This is a genomic window from Acinetobacter sp. ANC_7503, assembly GCF_056780035.1.
Map to the genome: position 1 here is coordinate 30083 of NZ_JBWYJA010000017.1, position 16776 is coordinate 46858.

The 16776-nt window shown below is 38.1% G+C and carries 17 protein-coding genes; 11 read left to right on the forward strand and 6 right to left on the reverse strand.

Annotated features, from left to right (window positions below; all coding sequences use genetic code 11):
- Window positions 1–174 precede the first annotated feature (174 nt).
- Together AC1M9M_RS14300 and erpA are read left to right on the forward strand one after the other, a co-directional pair.
- Window positions 175–1179 carry a putative solute-binding protein gene (locus AC1M9M_RS14300; RefSeq protein ID WP_035268621.1) on the forward strand — a complete coding sequence of 335 codons (1005 nt, stop codon included), beginning with the start codon at window positions 175–177 and terminating at the stop codon, window positions 1177–1179.
- Window positions 1180–1322: 143 nt separating this feature from the next.
- Window positions 1323–1658 carry an iron-sulfur cluster insertion protein ErpA gene (gene erpA / locus AC1M9M_RS14305; RefSeq protein WP_035268624.1) on the forward strand — a complete coding sequence of 112 codons (336 nt, stop codon included), beginning with the start codon at window positions 1323–1325 and terminating at the stop codon, window positions 1656–1658.
- A 35-nt stretch (window positions 1659–1693) separates the two neighbouring features.
- On the opposite strand, the gene AC1M9M_RS14310 is transcribed toward erpA, so the two are convergent.
- Both AC1M9M_RS14310 and AC1M9M_RS14315 read right to left on the reverse strand, forming a co-directional pair.
- Window positions 1694–2539, reverse strand: coding sequence for an alpha/beta fold hydrolase (locus AC1M9M_RS14310; protein ID WP_481596659.1), 846 nt, complete (start codon window positions 2537–2539; stop codon window positions 1694–1696).
- A gap of 107 nt (window positions 2540–2646) precedes the next feature.
- The gene (locus AC1M9M_RS14315; RefSeq protein WP_481596660.1) at window positions 2647–3561 is read right to left on the reverse strand and encodes a LysR family transcriptional regulator; all 915 of its coding nucleotides are present in this window, start codon (window positions 3559–3561) and stop codon (window positions 2647–2649) included.
- Window positions 3562–3678: 117 nt separating this feature from the next.
- On the opposite strand from AC1M9M_RS14315, the gene AC1M9M_RS14320 reads away from it, so the two are divergent.
- From AC1M9M_RS14320 to AC1M9M_RS14330, 3 genes are read left to right on the forward strand one after another with little or no spacing between them, the layout of a single operon-like run.
- Window positions 3679–4053 (forward strand): hypothetical protein, encoded by a 375-nt coding sequence (locus tag AC1M9M_RS14320; protein WP_481596661.1) that lies wholly within the window; start codon window positions 3679–3681, stop codon window positions 4051–4053.
- 48 nt (window positions 4054–4101) lie between these two features.
- A complete protein-coding gene (locus tag AC1M9M_RS14325; protein ID WP_481596662.1) occupies window positions 4102–4413 on the forward strand; it encodes a hypothetical protein in 312 nt (103 codons plus the stop codon).
- 11 nt (window positions 4414–4424) lie between these two features.
- Entirely contained in the window at window positions 4425–4727 is a 303-nt protein-coding gene (locus AC1M9M_RS14330; RefSeq protein ID WP_481596663.1) for a monooxygenase, read from the forward strand.
- Between the two features lie 47 nt (window positions 4728–4774).
- On the opposite strand, the gene AC1M9M_RS14335 is transcribed toward AC1M9M_RS14330, so the two are convergent.
- Entirely contained in the window at window positions 4775–5902 is a 1128-nt protein-coding gene (locus tag AC1M9M_RS14335; RefSeq protein WP_180000075.1) for an anhydro-N-acetylmuramic acid kinase, read from the reverse strand.
- 63 nt (window positions 5903–5965) lie between these two features.
- On the opposite strand from AC1M9M_RS14335, the gene tyrS reads away from it, so the two are divergent.
- The 3 genes from tyrS to AC1M9M_RS14350 all read left to right on the forward strand — a co-directional run bounded on the left by tyrS (window position 5966) and on the right by AC1M9M_RS14350 (window position 10321).
- Entirely contained in the window at window positions 5966–7198 is a 1233-nt protein-coding gene (gene tyrS, locus AC1M9M_RS14340) for a tyrosine--tRNA ligase (protein ID WP_171076798.1), read from the forward strand.
- Between the two features lie 151 nt (window positions 7199–7349).
- Complete coding sequence (locus AC1M9M_RS14345) at window positions 7350–9287, forward strand: ATP-binding cassette domain-containing protein (protein WP_481596664.1); 1938 nt, start codon at window positions 7350–7352, stop codon at window positions 9285–9287.
- A gap of 122 nt (window positions 9288–9409) precedes the next feature.
- The gene (locus AC1M9M_RS14350) at window positions 9410–10321 is read left to right on the forward strand and encodes a DUF6236 family protein (RefSeq protein WP_481596665.1); all 912 of its coding nucleotides are present in this window, start codon (window positions 9410–9412) and stop codon (window positions 10319–10321) included.
- A 41-nt stretch (window positions 10322–10362) separates the two neighbouring features.
- Here the strand turns inward: AC1M9M_RS14350 and dnaK are convergent, their stop codons facing one another.
- Together dnaK and grpE are read right to left on the reverse strand one after the other, a co-directional pair.
- On the reverse strand, window positions 10363–12309 hold the full coding sequence (gene dnaK, locus AC1M9M_RS14355; RefSeq protein WP_481592405.1) for a molecular chaperone DnaK: 1947 nt from the start codon (window positions 12307–12309) through the stop codon (window positions 10363–10365).
- A 118-nt stretch (window positions 12310–12427) separates the two neighbouring features.
- The gene (gene grpE, locus AC1M9M_RS14360; RefSeq protein WP_257219952.1) at window positions 12428–13000 is read right to left on the reverse strand and encodes a nucleotide exchange factor GrpE; all 573 of its coding nucleotides are present in this window, start codon (window positions 12998–13000) and stop codon (window positions 12428–12430) included.
- A 707-nt stretch (window positions 13001–13707) separates the two neighbouring features.
- On the opposite strand from grpE, the gene AC1M9M_RS14365 reads away from it, so the two are divergent.
- Window positions 13708–13968, forward strand: coding sequence for a molybdenum ABC transporter substrate-binding protein (locus tag AC1M9M_RS14365; protein WP_481596666.1), 261 nt, complete (start codon window positions 13708–13710; stop codon window positions 13966–13968).
- A 194-nt stretch (window positions 13969–14162) separates the two neighbouring features.
- On the opposite strand, the gene AC1M9M_RS14370 is transcribed toward AC1M9M_RS14365, so the two are convergent.
- Window positions 14163–14615 carry a cell envelope integrity TolA family protein gene (locus AC1M9M_RS14370; RefSeq protein ID WP_092768671.1) on the reverse strand — a complete coding sequence of 151 codons (453 nt, stop codon included), beginning with the start codon at window positions 14613–14615 and terminating at the stop codon, window positions 14163–14165.
- 199 nt (window positions 14616–14814) lie between these two features.
- On the opposite strand from AC1M9M_RS14370, the gene AC1M9M_RS14375 reads away from it, so the two are divergent.
- Window positions 14815–15885 carry an alpha/beta hydrolase gene (locus AC1M9M_RS14375; protein ID WP_035269477.1) on the forward strand — a complete coding sequence of 357 codons (1071 nt, stop codon included), beginning with the start codon at window positions 14815–14817 and terminating at the stop codon, window positions 15883–15885.
- 165 nt (window positions 15886–16050) lie between these two features.
- Window positions 16051–16617, forward strand: coding sequence for a peptidylprolyl isomerase (locus tag AC1M9M_RS14380; RefSeq protein ID WP_481596667.1), 567 nt, complete (start codon window positions 16051–16053; stop codon window positions 16615–16617).
- Window positions 16618–16776 lie beyond the last annotated feature (159 nt).

Below are 16776 nucleotides of genomic sequence, written 5' to 3' on the forward strand. Positions count from 1 at the left end.
GTAGTATTTAAATGATCTGTATCTAAAAACCATATACATACAGCATCTCAGGATCAGTATCTACACAATTGGATCGTGTAATCTCATTTTAGTTCAACACACTGACACTGAAGTTTAAGGTGTTCGATATGGGATATTCGAGACTATAAGAAAGAAGGAATAGGAAACAATAAAATGAATTTAACCAAAACATTATTATTATCAGCAGGTTTAATGACTGCTGCAACGGCTTCACAAGCAAAGCAAGTCGTCTGCGTGTTTGATCTCGTCGGGAAAAACGGCGATGTCTATGCGTTAATGAAAGATTATCAACTTGCTGCTAAGCAGTGGGGAGCTGATATTGAGCTTAAAGTCGGACAAAATGAAGGCGTAATTGCTGAAGATTTCAAAGCAGGTAAATGTGACGGTGTCAGTATCACAGGGATGCGCGGTCGTCAGTTTAATAATTTCACTGGCTCTTTAGATGCCATTGGTGCGATTACTAATCTCAATTTAGCTGTCAAAGTTATGCAAGGTTTAGCAAGTCCAACCTTTGCAAAGCATATGAAAAATGGCAACTATGAAGTTGCAGGTGTGATTCCTGTTGGTGATGCTTATTTAATGGTGCGTGATCGTAGTATTAATACGGTTGCTAAAGCTGCTGGTAAAAAGATCGCCGTACTTGATTATGATCAGGCACAAAAAATTATGGTACAGCAAATTGGTGCGCAAGCAGTGAGTTCTGATGTCACTAATTTTGGGAGTAAATTCAATAATGGCCAAGTTGATATTATTGGTGCACCAGCAGCGGTATTCCGTCCTTTAGAACTTCATAAAGGGCTAGGAACGAAAGGTGCAATTGTGAATTATCCAATTCTTCAAGTGACCGGTAATATCATCATTCGTCATGATAAATTCCCTGAAGGTTTCGGACAGAAATCGCGTGATTGGGTGAAAACACAATTACCACGTGCGAATCAAATTTTAGGCAAAATGAAAGCGGATATTCCGGCTAAATATTGGATGAATGTTCCAGCTGGAGATAAACCTGGTTATCAAAAATTAATGCGTGAATCTCGTATTGCACTTACTAAACAAGGTGTTTACAACAAACAAATGATGAAACTACTTTGGCAGTTCCGTTGTAAGAATGAACCGACAAACTTCGAATGTAGCTTGCAGGATGAGAACTACAAATAAGTTCATAGGACGTTACATTTAAATCCGATAAATTTACTCTGAATAAACTTTAAAGTTCGAGTTATGACCATATATTGAGTATGTTATACTTGATATATGGTCTTTTAATTTCAAAGCCTATTTAATTTTTTGAGGAATCCATCATGACTGCCCAAGCACTTGAGCTGACTGACAATGCTGCGAATAAAGTTCGTCAACTTCGTGAGAGCGAAGGAAATCAAGATTTGATGTTACGTGTATATGTGACAGGTGGTGGTTGCTCTGGTTTTTCTTACGGATTCAATTTTGCTGAATCTCAAAATGAAGACGATGCTGAATTTGTGAATGGTGATGTGAAGATGCTTGTTGACTCACTGAGTTATCAATATCTCGTTGGTTCAGTTGTGGATTATGTTGAAGGTTTGGAAGGATCACGCTTTATCGTGCAAAATCCTAATGCGACAACGACATGTGGTTGTGGATCTTCATTCTCAATTTAATATGCAGCAAAAAAAGCCCGCTAAGCGGGCTTTTTTTATGATAATTTTTGCTGTTCATTCAGAATTAAATCAGTCAGCTCATGATAATTTTGAACTGGAATCCAATGATTCGCCTCTAAATGAATTTCCGTATATGGACCTTCAACATAATTTTGATTGAACTGAACACCTTTAGCATCAATTGCAACGTCATCTTTGCCCCAAATAAATAAAGTGGGAACTTTGACTTTATTGAATAGCGTTTTATTAGAGCTAAAAGGTAAACCTCGATACCAATTGAGTGATGGGCTGAGCCGTTTTTCTATAATCATTTCTTGTTTAAAGTCATTTAATTGTTCAACTGTCATTCCAGAATTTTTTAATAAAGCCTCGCCAATTTGAGGTGTTTTATTAAAGAGCAACTCAGGTATCCATGGAAGCTGAAATAGTCCCATATAATAGGATTTAAAAAGTTGTGTACTGCTGTAAAAAGCCCGCATAAATGCTGCTTTGTGAGGGACGGAGATCGCGGTCAAATGTTTAATTTTATTAGGATAACGTAGAGCAACTTCCCAAGCAACGACTGCGCCCCAGTCGTGTCCTACGATATATGAAGGCTCTCCAATTAAGTCGAGTAGAACATTTACATCATCTGCTAAATGTTGAATGGCATAATCTGCGCGTTTTTTCGGTTGAGCCCTTAAGCTATATCCACGTTGGTTTAACGCATAGGTGCGAAAACCATGTTGGTTTAGTATTTCGGCACTATGCTGCCAAATTTTTGATGTTTCAGGAAAACCATGTAATAGCACAATTGGACTGCCATCGATTGGACCGCTGTCTATTACATCAAAAATAAGATTACCTTTTTGAAACTCAGTGATTCGTTGTTGTTTTTCCATAATCAATACCCTCTTTCCTTTACATATCTTTATCAAATTTGGATGATAGAACTAGGGCTGAACGGGTCAGTTCTAGGTGAAAGAAGGTCGTTCATTGTCTGACAATATTATGGGTTGATTAAACGGTGTATTTGTATTGGGATTTGTTTTTGTAAGAACGTTAAGCAAAGTCTCAAAGCTAAGGTCCGATAGCTTAAGCTCGGAGTAACCAAGTGGACATCTTCAGGGATTAGAGACCATTCAGGTAAAATATGAATTAACGTTGAGTTGACTAATTGATGGGCCACTTGGATTTCTGCAACGGCGGCAATACCTAAATGTGCTTCTACAGCAGCAAGTGCATGTTCGGATGGTGTCACCATCAAATGGGTATAAATTTTAAATTTTTTTATCGTACCGTTTTTGAAAAGTGTGATTTTGGACAGCTCGCGGTTATGCGAGATAAAATGATGATCACACAGTTGCTCTGGGTGTTCAGGAATGCCACAATGCATTTGATAGGTCGGACTGGCACATAAAATTCTTCGAACTTGTCCAACCTTTTGAGCATGGAGTGTAGAGTCTGCTAAATCACCAAGTCTGATGGCTAAGTCATATCCTCCAGAAATTAAATCAACTTTGCTGTCATTCAAATCAATTTCAATATCAATGTGTGGGTATTCAATTAAAAATTGAGAGATTAAAGGCAATACCACCAATTTTCCAAAAGTTCCCGAAGCAGCTATTCGAATTCGACCTTTGGGTTGTATTTCTAATTGTGTGAGATCGTTCGTCAGCGATTCAATTTGATGAAATAGGGGGGAGATTTCTTTTAAGAAAATCTTACCAGCATCAGTTAGTGAGCTTGAATTAGTATTTCGATTTAATAATCTAATATTTAAGGATTTTTCAAGTCTTGAAAGTCGATTGGATAACGTGGATTTAGCAATATCATAACGTCTTGCTGCCGCGGATAAACTTCCAGCATCTGCAATCAGTACGAACCAATATAGGTCATCGATTGAGTAGGGTAAGCTGTTCATAAAATCGAACACCACCTTTCATTTTTATTGTCTATTCACATCATTATAGAACCGCTAAGTTAAGTCAATCGATCAGATGTAGCAAATGATCTGATTTAGGAAATTGAGGACATAGCAATGACAATGAATTGTGATTTAGAAACCGGTACTTGTTCAGTAGCCGAATTGGAAAAAGGCCAAAATGCAGTGGTCAATGTAGCATCTGACCTCAGCCTGATTTATGTGGGTGACCCAATGTGCTCATGGTGTTGGGGAAGTTCAAATGTCATTAAACAAGCGCTTGAATATGCAATCCAGCATGGTGTTGGCTTTCAAGTGATTAGCGGTGGTTTAAGACCTGGTGGAGGTGATGCTTGGACCGATACTTTCAAGAATTTTTTACGCACAGAATGGAAAAATATACAGAGACTGACTCAACAGCCTTTCACTGAAAAATTGTTAGAAAGAGCACATTTTAATTATGATACCGAGCCTTCAGCACGTGCTATTTAAGTTGCTCGACAACTTTGGCAAGACCATGATCATCATGATGAAAAACTTTTGGCATTTTTTTCAGCAATCCAATATAAATTTTACGTGGATGGTGAAGATCCGAACGAGCTTGAATATTATCGAAGTATATGTGAAACATTTGAGCTAGATTTTGACGTATTCTCAACGTTGTTTGAATTACCTGAGACCCAAACAGCGACCTATGAAGAGTTCAAGCTTAACCGAAGTTGGGGCATAAAAGGGTTCCCAAGTTTTGTGATACGTCATGGAGACAATGTCAAAATCATAGGCTCTGGTCATGTGGCATTGGAAAAATTAACACAAGCTATTGATGACTTAATCAAAGATGCGCGTATATAAGGAAAAGTTGAATGGCAATTATTCTACAAATTGATTTTCCCTATGATGGACCTTGGGGTCATGAAATGTTTGAAAGTTTCAAAACACTCGCGGATTCAATAGCAAATGAGAAAGGCTTGATTTGGAAAATTTGGACTGAAAATGAAGCGTCCAAAGAAGCAGGTGGAATTTACTTATTTGAAAGCCAAGCAGATGCAGAGGATTATCTAAATATGCATCTTCAGCGTTTAAGGGAAAATGGCTTTACTGAATGTAGACATCGAATTTTTGCTGTAAACTTGCCACTTTCAAAATTGAATTTTGCACCTGTTTAAGTAAATCGATGTATCAACTCAGGATAGTGGATACATCGATTCTTCATTTAAACCGCAGTGATCGTTCCTAAAACTCGATCTCCTTGAGCTCCTGTCACTTCAGGTAAATTACCAGCAAGTTGGTTTACAAATCGCATAGCCAACCACGCAAAAGCGGTTGCCTCCACCCAAGTCGGTGCTAATCCCAAATCTGCTGTGGTTTGAACACTCCACTCATGTTTACGTAAACGCCAACGTAATTGTTCTAATAATTGTGAGTTGTATGCACCACCCCCACAGACATAAACTTCACCTGTGTCCATAGGGGAGCGATAAATGGCTTTCTTAATGGCACGTGTCGTGAGTTTCATCAGCGTTGCTTGAATATTTTCAGGCGTATCTTCAAGTTCATCGTATTCAACATCGCTACGCCAATCCGCAATTTGTTCATCCAACCATTCCAAATTAAAGTCTTCACGACCAGTACTTTTTGGCGGTTCTTTCGAGAAAAAGTCATGTGATTGCAAACGATCAAGCAAAGCACGAATAGGCGTACCATAAGCAGCCCAATTGCCATTTTCATCATAAGGCTGACCTGTGTAACGTTCACACCAAGCATCCATCAAAATATTGGCTGGTCCAGTATCGAAGCCATATACGCCTTTAGGATCACCCGCAGGTAACATACTGACATTGGCAATTCCACCGAGATTTAAGATCACACGGTGTATCGTCGGATGCTGAAATAAGGCTTGATGGAATGCTGGCACTAGAGGTGCACCTTGACCACCAGCAGCCATATCACGGCGTCTAAAATCTGATACCACAGGAATTTGAGTGATTTCAGTAATAATATTGGGATCACCAATTTGCAGGGTAAATCCATGTTCGGGACGATGACGAATCGTTTGACCATGAGATCCAATAGCTTTTATTTGAGTTCTATCGAGATTATTTTCTTGTATAAGTTGATTGATTCCATGACCGATCATCTGTGCTAAAGCGACATCAGCTTTACCCATGCGGTCAATTTCATTATCGTCTGGCAAAGTAAGTGCCATCAGTTCATCACGTAAATCTGGATCAAAGGCTAATGTCAGCGTTGCATGGATCTGTAATGGATCAAAAGAAGCGGCTACAAAATCGACGCCGTCCATACTCGTGCCAGTCATTACACCAATGTAGATTGTGGTCATGATTATTCTTAAGCCTGCATTGTGCTGAAAAAGTGTTAGTATATCGCACAAATTGAACAACAGATGTATTTGGGTTTTGTGATGTCAAATTTCCTGCCTGCTGAAGAACAACTTGCCCTCATTCAACGAGGCACACATGAAATTATTTCAGAAGAAGATCTTCTGAAGAAATTAAAATTGAATCGTCCTTTGAAAATTAAGGCGGGTTTTGATCCTACAGCACCAGACTTACACTTAGGTCATACGGTATTAATTAACAAGCTTAAAGTGTTCCAAGACTTAGGTCATGAAGTATTCTTCTTGATTGGTGATTACACTGCGATGATTGGTGACCCAACAGGTAAAAGTGCAACTCGTCCACCATTGTCACGTGAGCAAGTCTTAGAAAACGCGAAAACCTATCAGGAACAAGTGTTCAAAATTCTTGATCCAAATAAAACTAAGGTGGTGTTTAACTCAGAATGGTTTGCTCAAAAAACTGCTGCTGATCTGATTCAATTGGCTTCACAGCAAACGGTTGCACGTATGCTTGAACGTGATGACTTTACTAAACGCTATAACAACCAACAGCCGATTGCGATTCACGAGTTTTTATATCCATTGGTGCAAGGTTATGACTCTATCGCGCTCGAGGCAGATGTTGAGTTAGGTGGTACTGATCAGACCTTTAACTTACTGATGGGGCGCACTTTACAAGGTCGTTATAATCAAGAGCCACAAGTGTGTATCACTGTACCAATTCTTGAAGGTTTAGATGGCGTCAACAAAATGTCTAAATCTTTAGGTAACTACATTGGTGTATTTGATGCACCTGGTGCGATGTACCAAAAAGTACTTTCAATGCCAGACAGCTTAATTGAGCGATATTTCGAACTGCTGAGCTTCAAGTCAATGGAAGAGATCGAAGGCTTATTGAAAGAAATGGCCGAAGGTCGTAACCCTCAAGAAATTAAACGTATCTTAGCGCTCGAGTTAGTGGAGCGTTTCCATGGAAGCGAAGCTGCTGCGAATGCACATAAAGGTGCAGGGAATATCATCACAGAGGGTGAGCTTCCTGAAGGAACGCCAGAAGTGACGATTTCACGTGGTGAATTCGGTGGTGAAATGTTTATTGCTTCTATTGTTCGTGCAGCAGGTTTAACCAAAAATGCAGCGCAAGCAAAAGATGCTGTTTCACGTGGAGCCGTAAAAGTTGATTGGGAAGTGGTGGATGCATCATTCTCAATTAACGAAAACAAAACAGTGATTGTTCAAGCAGGTAAAAAGGCCATTGCTAAAGTAACTTTTACTGACTAAATCATTAAGTTTTGCATGATTAAAAAGCCATCCCAAGTGATGGCTTTTTTATGTCAAGAATGAAATGAAGATGAAAGATGGATTAATTTTTGGTTGTTCTGGTTGAAATCCATTAAAATGCGCCATCCAATACTTATTTGTTTGAATATCTATGATTCAGTTAGACCAACTTACCATTCGCCGCGGCGGTCGCATTTTATTTGAAAAAGCGTCTATGCAACTTCACCCTGGTTGGAAGATTGGTTTAACAGGTGTCAATGGTGCAGGAAAATCGACGTTGTTTTCAGCATTACTTGGGGGCATGGAATCAGATGGTGGCTCATTGACACGACCATCGGTTTGGACAGTGGCGCATATGGCGCAAGAGATTAAAGCGCTGGATATGAAAGCGATTGATTTCGTTCTATCAGGTGATGAAGAGTATTGGGATATCCAACACAAACTTGAGCATCCTGACGGATTGTCTGATCAAGATTTGGCAAATTTATATGGTCGTTTTGATGAAATTAGTGGCTATTCAGCGCCGTCTAAAGCATCACAACTGATGGCTGGTTTAGGCTTCTTTGAACTTCAGTCAGAACTTAGCGTAAAAAGTTTCTCTGGTGGATGGCGTATGCGTTTAAATCTTGCGCGTACTTTGATGAGTCGTTCAGATTTACTCTTACTTGATGAACCGACGAATCATTTAGATTTAGATGCTATTTTATGGTTAGAAGACTGGTTAAAAGCATATGAAGGCACATTGGTACTGATTTCGCATGACCGTGATTTCTTGGATGCCATTACCGACCATATTTTGCATATCGAAAACCAAGAACTAACGCTTTATACCGGCAACTATTCAACATTTGAACGTACCCGAAGTGAACGTTTAGCTCAGCAACAACAAGCCTATGAGAAACAGCTCGAGCTACGTGCACATCTGCAAAAATATATTGATCGTTTTAAAGCTAAGGCAACCAAAGCAAAACAGGCACAAAGCCGTATTAAACAGCTCGAACGAATGCAAGAGCTTTCTGCTGCGCATGTCGATACGCCTTTTACCTTTAGCTTCCGTGAACCGACCAAAATGAGTTCTCCGTTGTTACAACTGGATAGTGCTGATATTGGTTATGGCGACAAACTGATTGTGACCAATGTGAAGCTACAAATCACGCCAACCAGCCGTATCGGTCTGCTGGGTATGAATGGTGCAGGTAAGTCCACATTAATTAAGTCTTTGGTGGGTGATTTACCTTTAATCCAAGGTCAACGTAAAGCATCCGAATTACTTAATATTGGTTATTTCGCCCAACATCAAATGGATGCATTAGATGGTAATGCGAGTCCAATGTTGCAGTTATCTCGTATCGCAGATAAGAAGATCAGTGAAGCGACTTTACGCGCATTCTTAGGAAGTTTTGGCTTCTCTGGTGAGCGTATGGATACACCGTGTGAAAGCTTTTCTGGGGGGGAGCGTGCACGTTTAGCATTGGCTTTGATTGTCTGGCAGCGTCCAAATGTTTTAATTCTAGATGAACCGACCAACCATTTAGACTTGGATATGCGTCATGCATTAACTATGGCACTACAAGATTTTGAAGGGGCAGTGGTGCTGGTGTCACATGAACGTCAATTGATTGCAAGTGTCTGTGATGAATTACTCCTAGTGCATAACGGTAAATGTCGTGAGTTTGAAGGTGATCTGGTCGCTTATGCAGACTGGTTACGTCAAGCACGTGCAGAGTTGATGAAGCAAGGGCAGCAAGCACCTGAGCCAGTGAAATCTCAAGTGATCGATAAGCCTGTAGTTTCTAAAGTAGATAAAGAAGCACAGCGTAAAGAAGCTGCGCGTCGCCGTGAAATGAGCCGCCCAATTCGTAAAAATATCGAAAAATTGGAAGCTGAGATTGCAAAGATGCAACCACGTTTAGTTCAAATTGAGGATGCTTTAGGGGATGCATCACTTTATGATGCATCTCGGAAAGATGATCTTTTAAAATTGATGAATGAACAAACTGAGCTTAAAGGAAAATTAGCACAAGCAGAAGAAAAAATGCTTGAACTGATGATGGAACTTGAAGAGTTAGAAAGTTCATTCGAAGATTAATGAATAATTTCTAAATAAAAAAAGCCCAATGAAAATTGGGCTTTTTTTATAAAATATTGAGTTATATAATTTTATTTATGTGATTAAATATTGAAAATATTAATAATTTTTTGAGTTTTATAATGAGTGACATAATTCAATTTAAAAAGAAAAGAATTACTAAAGGTTTAATAATTTCAGGAATGGGTGGTGTTTCGAATGAAAATGGACTTGTTGCTAAAGATTTAACACATGCAGATTTAATGTTTTATGGGCTTTATTGGGATAATATAATAGTCACACAAATTCCAATGTTTCATTTTACTAATGATGTAATTGAAGAATTTAGAAGTAATGGTGTCATTGAGTTTTATTCTAATGCACCCCCACAGTCAATGCATTCATCAGAAATGCAAAGAATGGCATTAGAATCATTATTAGCATGTCAAAGTGTAAGAAGACAAAATAAAGATGCAGATTGGATAATTTATAATAATGTTGCTGAGGGATTTAATAGTATTGAATCTGAAAGTTTAATTGAACAGGATTCTATTCGAGTTGAAATTTCAAAATGTTTACCTTATCCAAGTACGTATGTTCCGATTGATACATTAAGAAAATTTAGAGAAGATTATTTGGATGAATTAGATAGATTACATTTTGCTAAATATAAATTATTTGAAAAGATTAGTTCTCATGAGAATTTAGCACGTAGAGATTTAGCAAAATGTTATGAGCTGGAAGAATTTGAAAGAGCGATTCGAGATTATGAGCACGCCTTTTCATGTAGGTTTAGATATTACTCTATGAAATCTTTAATTAGTGATATTCGGCATAATAAGTCAGAACTTTTAGAAGTTGGTTTAGCTGCAGGTGATTTAGTTCTTGGTGGATTTAATCTTTCAGGGACATATAATTTTGGAAAAACATTTTTTAATTTATTTAGTTCTAAACAAAAAATTCATGAAGCAAAGCAGAATTCCCCTGAATTTCAATTCATATCCTCAGCAATAAGTAATGGAATAATTCTGCAAAAGTTTAATAACCAAAATTAAAAAACCGCGCTTTCGCGCGGTCTTTTATTTAAAGTGACAAATTATTTTTTGTCATCTTTAACTTCAGTGAACTCAGCATCTACAACACCGTCGTCCGCTTTTTGTTGTTGACCAGCAGCATCACCTTGGAATGCATTTGGATCAAAACCTTGCGCACCACCTTGAGCACCCTGCGCAGCTTCATAAGCACGTTGAGTGATCGGCATGATGATGTTTTGAAGTGCTTCAGTTTTCGCTTTGATCGCGTCAACATCATTTTCTTTGGTTGCAGCTTCAAGTTCTGAAACAGCAGTTTCAACCGCAGTTTTTTCATCAGCAGTCACTTGTTCACCAAGGTCTTTTACTGCTTTTTGAGCAGAAGAAACTAATGCATCAGCTTCGTTACGTGCTTTAGCAAGTTCTTCAAACTTACGATCTTCTTCAGCATTCGCTTCAGCATCTTTGATCATCGCTTCAATTTCAGCATCGCTCAAACCTGAGTTTGCTTTAATTTGAATTGATTGCTCTTTACCAGTGCTCTTGTCTTTCGCAGATACTTTCAAGATACCATCAGCGTTGATGTCGAACGATACTTCAATTTGCGGCACGCCACGTGGAGCAGGTGGGATATCGCCCAATTGGAAGTTACCCAACAATTTGTTTTGTTGAGCCATTTTACGTTCACCTTGGTAAACCGAAATGTCTACTGCAGGCTGGTTATCAGCAGCTGTAGAGAACACTTGTGATTTTTTCGCAGGGATTGTTGTGTTTTTCTCGATGATTGGAGTTAACACGCCACCCATTGTTTCAATACCAAGTGTCAACGGTGTTACGTCAAGTAATAGAACGTCGTTCTTATCACCTGAAAGTACAGCACCTTGGATCGCAGCACCCATTGCCACAGCTTCGTCAGGGTTCACGTCTTTACGTGGCTCTTTACCGAAGAACTCTTGTACTTTTTGTTGTACAAGTGGCATACGAGACTGACCACCAACCAAGATCACGTCAGAGATATCAGAAGTTGATAGACCTGCATCTTTAAGTGCAATCTTACATGGCTCGATTGTACGAGCAACTAAGTCAGCAACAAGACCTTCTAATTTCGCACGTGTTACGTTGATCACTAAGTGTTTAGGACCAGTCGCATCAGCCGTGATATATGGAAGGTTAATTTCAGTTGCATTAGAAGAAGACAATTCAATCTTCGCTTTCTCAGCAGCTTCTTTCAAACGTTGTAACGCAAGTGGATCATTTTTCAGATTCACATTTTGTTCTTTCTTAAACTCTTCAACCAAGTAATCGATTAACGCGTTATCAAAGTCTTCACCACCAAGGAATGTGTCACCATTAGTAGACAACACTTCGATTTGTTGGTCGCCATCAAGGTCAGCGATTTCAATGATTGATACGTCGAAAGTACCACCACCTAAGTCGTAAACCGCGATTTTACGGTCGCCTTCTTTCTTGTCCATACCGAACGCAAGCGCTGCAGCTGTTGGTTCGTTGATGATACGTTTAACATCTAAACCAGCAATTTTACCAGCATCTTTCGTTGCTTGACGTTGAGCATCGTTGAAGTATGCAGGAACAGTAACTACCGCTTCAGTAACTGTTTCACCTAAGTAATCTTCCGCAGTTTTCTTCATTTTCTTAAGAACTTCTGCAGAGATTTGTTGTGGTGCTAGTTTCTTGTCGTTTACATCAACCCAAGCATCGCCATTGTCAGCTTTGATGATTTTGTAAGGTACAAGACCAATATCTTTTTGAACTGCTTGATCTTCGTAACGACGACCGATCAAACGTTTGATCGCGAATAATGTATTTTTCGGGTTTGTTACAGCTTGACGTTTAGCTGATTGACCAACAAGGATCTCGCCATCTTTATACGCAATAATAGACGGAGTTGTACGAGCGCCTTCAGCGTTGTCGATTACTTTAACTTTATCGCCTTCAAGTACTGCAACACATGAGTTTGTAGTACCTAAGTCAATACCAATAATTTTAGCCATTGATGTGTTCCTCGAAAATTTTGTTGTGATCTTTCACTTGTTATCCGATATGAGAGCCATTCATTATTTTTCAAGTTAAAAACTTAAAAAATTTTTACAAACTCCCGTATTTCTTGACTTATTGGCCTACCATGACCATTGCAGGACGAAGTAAACGGCCAGAAAGGGTGTAACCTTTTTGAAGTACCGTACCAATCTCACCCGCTTTTGCATCTGGAGCAATACCTACTGCTTGATGCAAATCAGCATTAAAACCATTTTCAGTGTCAACTGCCACAACACCAAATTTTTCTAATGTTGCTAATAATGACTTCAGTGTGAGTTCTACACCTTCTGATAAAGGAGTTTTTTCATCACCTGCAGCAGCAATTGCACGTTCAAGGTTGTCAACTGAATCCAATAATTCTTTTGCAAATTTCTCTAAAGCAAATTTTTTCGCAGTATCCGCTTCACGCTCTAAACGTTCTTTGGTTTTTTCTGCTTCATACTTCGCATTTGCAGCAACTGCTTTTTCATATTTTAAGTTTTCAGTCAGCGTTGCGATTTGCGCTTGAAGGTCTTCTACAGAAACTTCAACTTCAGCTTGTTGATTTTCAACTTGCTGTTCAGTTTGTTCCGTTTGAACGTCCTGAGTTTGTTCGTTTTGCTCATTTGCCATGGAAGATCTCCGCTTAAATGGGTTTTTAAACATGTACAGTCCTTTGGCATCAGTGTTAACTGCGTTAATCTGAACTGCCATGCGTGTGTAATTCATCAATACAAAGGTAATGTGGGCGACTATAAATAATTCAAGCTTAAACGATGTTTATTTCTACTAAATTCATCTTTACAACAAGGAATGAAAATTTTTCGATCCATTTAGAGAAATCTAAAGTCTAGAATAAGAAGAGGAGATGAGCTGAAGAAAGATTATAAAAATATGATTTAGTGTATATTTTATATATAAAAAATATAGATTCAGATAAAACAAGTCTTTCCTTTTAAAGAATCAAAACTGTATTATCTTTAACCAGATACTAACGCTGTAGTTTCTATTTATTTTGTTTTTGCTTTTTAATAGCTCATCCAACCTCCTTGGATGAGTTTTTTTTTGCTTGTCGAGATCTGAGTAACAATGTTAAGCAACCGATATACCGTGTAGCCACACTGTGATTCAGTCACCTTCAAAAAGGGTTTATATCGCACCACATATTCACTAAAAAATAAATTAAATAAATGGCTTAGGACATATATTCAACTATAAAAGTTGAATTGCATTTTCTTTACACTTTTTTCATAAGTTCAACCTGAAGTCATCGAAACTTGAACCAAGAACTGACGCATGAAATAAAAAAGTCAGGAATGATAAGCCTTCAAAGTTAACTCTGACTTTGAATGTTTCAAGTAAGGAATTAAACAATGAAAAAATTAGGTCTCATTTCCCTGGCATTTGCAGCTATTGGTTTTGCTACTGTAGGTTGTACTTCAAACCAATCTGCTGAAACTGCTCAAGCGACTCAACCGACCACACAAACAGATGCTTCAATAGCGCAAGTGGCAACTACTGAAATGGATACCCAAAATGGTGTGGCTGTACAAGCTGACCCAAGTGTAGAGTCTGTTGAACCGATTCAAGCTGTCCCAGCTGAAGGTGCAGAAGCCCCTCAAGTTGTTGAGTAAAATGCAATGAAATTTAATTCATTTAAACTGCTTATAATGGATTAAATTTTATGAAAAAGCAGAGAATAGAGAGTAAATAGGATGCCTTTACTGTCTATTTTTAGAATCACAGCACTTAAAAAAACCTAACATTCAAATGTGAATGTTAGGTTTGTGAGGTAACTTTAAATCAATTGTCTTGAGTCCAAGAAAGCTTAACGATCTCGGCGATCATGTTGACGTTCCTGTTCTCGCTTCTTGCGATCCTGTTCTAAGCGCTTACGTTGTTCTTCAATCGCTTTTTTACGATTATCTTGATTCCAACGATTACGTTCAGCTTGACGTTGTTTTAGAATTTCCTTTTGACGTTGTTCAATCTGTTTACGACGATCATGCTCAGCACGTTCTTTATTACGTCGATCTGCTAATTCACGTTGTTGGCGTTGACGTTCATATTCACGTTTGCGCTTTTCTTGTTCAAGGCGCTGTTGATGTAAACGTTGTGCGCGTTCTCTCTCCCAACGTTGACGGTCATAGTTGCGATCATAATCACGATCATAACGATGGTCATAATTACCATTATAATAAGGGCCATCGTCAGGGAAGGCCACACAACCGACTGCAAGAACTGCTGTGGCCAATGACATTATCATTACTTTTATTGCCATAGCTTTCACCTTTATATGTTGAATCAGGACAACCAAAAAATTCCTGATGTTGGATTAAATAGTCAATGACAAGACTGCTATAGTCAGATTAGCGTAAATGGGATTGAAGTTTGTATATTGATCAGTAGACTTAGTTAACAAAATAGTCATGAAATGGCTGATCGTGTAGAAAATATGAAGAATACGGATTTTTAAAAGGATCGGAATCGTGAATCAAAAAATACAACAATTACTTGAAAATGGTCAGGGTTCTGCAGGACGTGCATTAGATCGACTCCCAAAGATCGTTCAAGAATCTCTAGTGAAGTTACTTGGCTATCCCTATGACTATCCTCAACTCGATAGTTTTACAAAATGCTTGATGGCTGCACAGTTGAAACAAGGAAAATCAGGCTTTATTGGCGCTGATATTGATAAATCAAGAAAAGAATTTGAAAATCAAATCCAATCCATCACACATAAATCATCTCATGTTCAATATGTAGAAGATATTCGTCTTCCTTTACAAAGTGGTACTGTATTTGCCAGACATTATCATCCTGCTCCGAATAAAAAACTACCAATGATTGTATTTTATCATGGTGGTGGGTTTGTTGTCGGAAGTGTGAATACACATGATGAAGCGTGCCGAATCATTGCGAATTATGCAAAAGCACAAGTAATCAGTATTGATTATCCTTTAGCACCAGAAGTTTCTCCACAATCATTGATTCAATCATGTGAAGATGCATTGGCATGGGTATATCAAAATCGCCGTCACTTTAAAATCTTAAAAAACCGTATTGCTGTAGCAGGAGATAGTGCTGGCGGTAATATTAGTGCTGTCGTTGCTCAACGTGCATTAAATGCCAGTTATGCGCCTCAAGCTCAATTTTTAATATATCCTGCGGTAGATTTCAAAAGTCGTCATCCATCATTCTTTGCGTATAAAGATGGTTTAGTATTAACCAACAGCGATATTGACTATGTGACAGAATACTACGCGACAAGACATAAAGTTGCTTTGGATAATCCACTAATCTCCCCAACATACGGTAATCTAAAAAAATTGGCACCAGCCTATGTTGTTACAGCGGGACATGATGTATTGCATGATGAAGGCAAAATTTACGCCCACAAATTACGTCAAAATGGCACTAAAGTGTTGTATCAAGATTTTGAAGATCAAACACACGGATTTATTAATCTAACGCTAGTATCAGGGCGTTCTAAAAAATTGTTGATTGAAATGAGTAAAGAGTTTAGAAGATTTTGGGATAAAAATAGTTAATAGATGCTTACTTTCAAATCCTGAGATTCAAACGAAACTCAGGATTTTTTCTTTATATACAGTAATCGAATAAAAATACTTTGATGCTTAACAAAAAATTGAATCTTTTCTGGCGATTGATTTGTGAATAATAGATAAGATAAAGCATCAATAAGAGGATAGCGTATGTTAAAAAAAATGATGTTAGGTGCTTCTGTTGCGGCGATGAGTACTTTGTCTTTGGCAGCAAATACGCATATGCAAATCAAAACATCAGTAGGAGATATCGAAATCGAGTTGTTTAATGATAAAGCTCCGATTTCAGTAAAGAACTTTGAAACTTATGCGAAAGCTAATTTTTATAACGGCACAATCTTCCATCGGGTTATTCCAGGGTTCATGATCCAAGGTGGAGGATTAGATGTATCGATGAAAGAAAAAGCGAATCGACCTCCAATCAAGAACGAGTCTTATAATGGCTTAAAGAATAACCGTGGCACTTTAGCCATGGCACGTACAAACCAGCCTGATTCAGCAACAAGCCAATTTTTTATCAATATTGCGGATAATGATTTTCTAAATAAAGCGCCAATGAATCCTGGTTATGCTGTGTTTGGTCAGGTAACTAAAGGAATGGATGTTGTCGATAAAATTGCAAAAGTGCCTACTGGTAGATTTGGTATGCATCAAGATGTGCCAAAAAATCCTATTAAAATTTTAAGTGTGAATATAAAACCTTCAAAAGCGAAATAGTGATTAAAAAAAGAAGCAGAAATATTAAATTAATATTTTTGCTTCAATATTATAGGGTTAAGTGTAAATGTGATTATTAATGAATCATAATGGTGCATAAAAATAGAACACTCAATAAAACATGGGGTTAAAAGCACTTGCAATGATTTCGAAATGCTC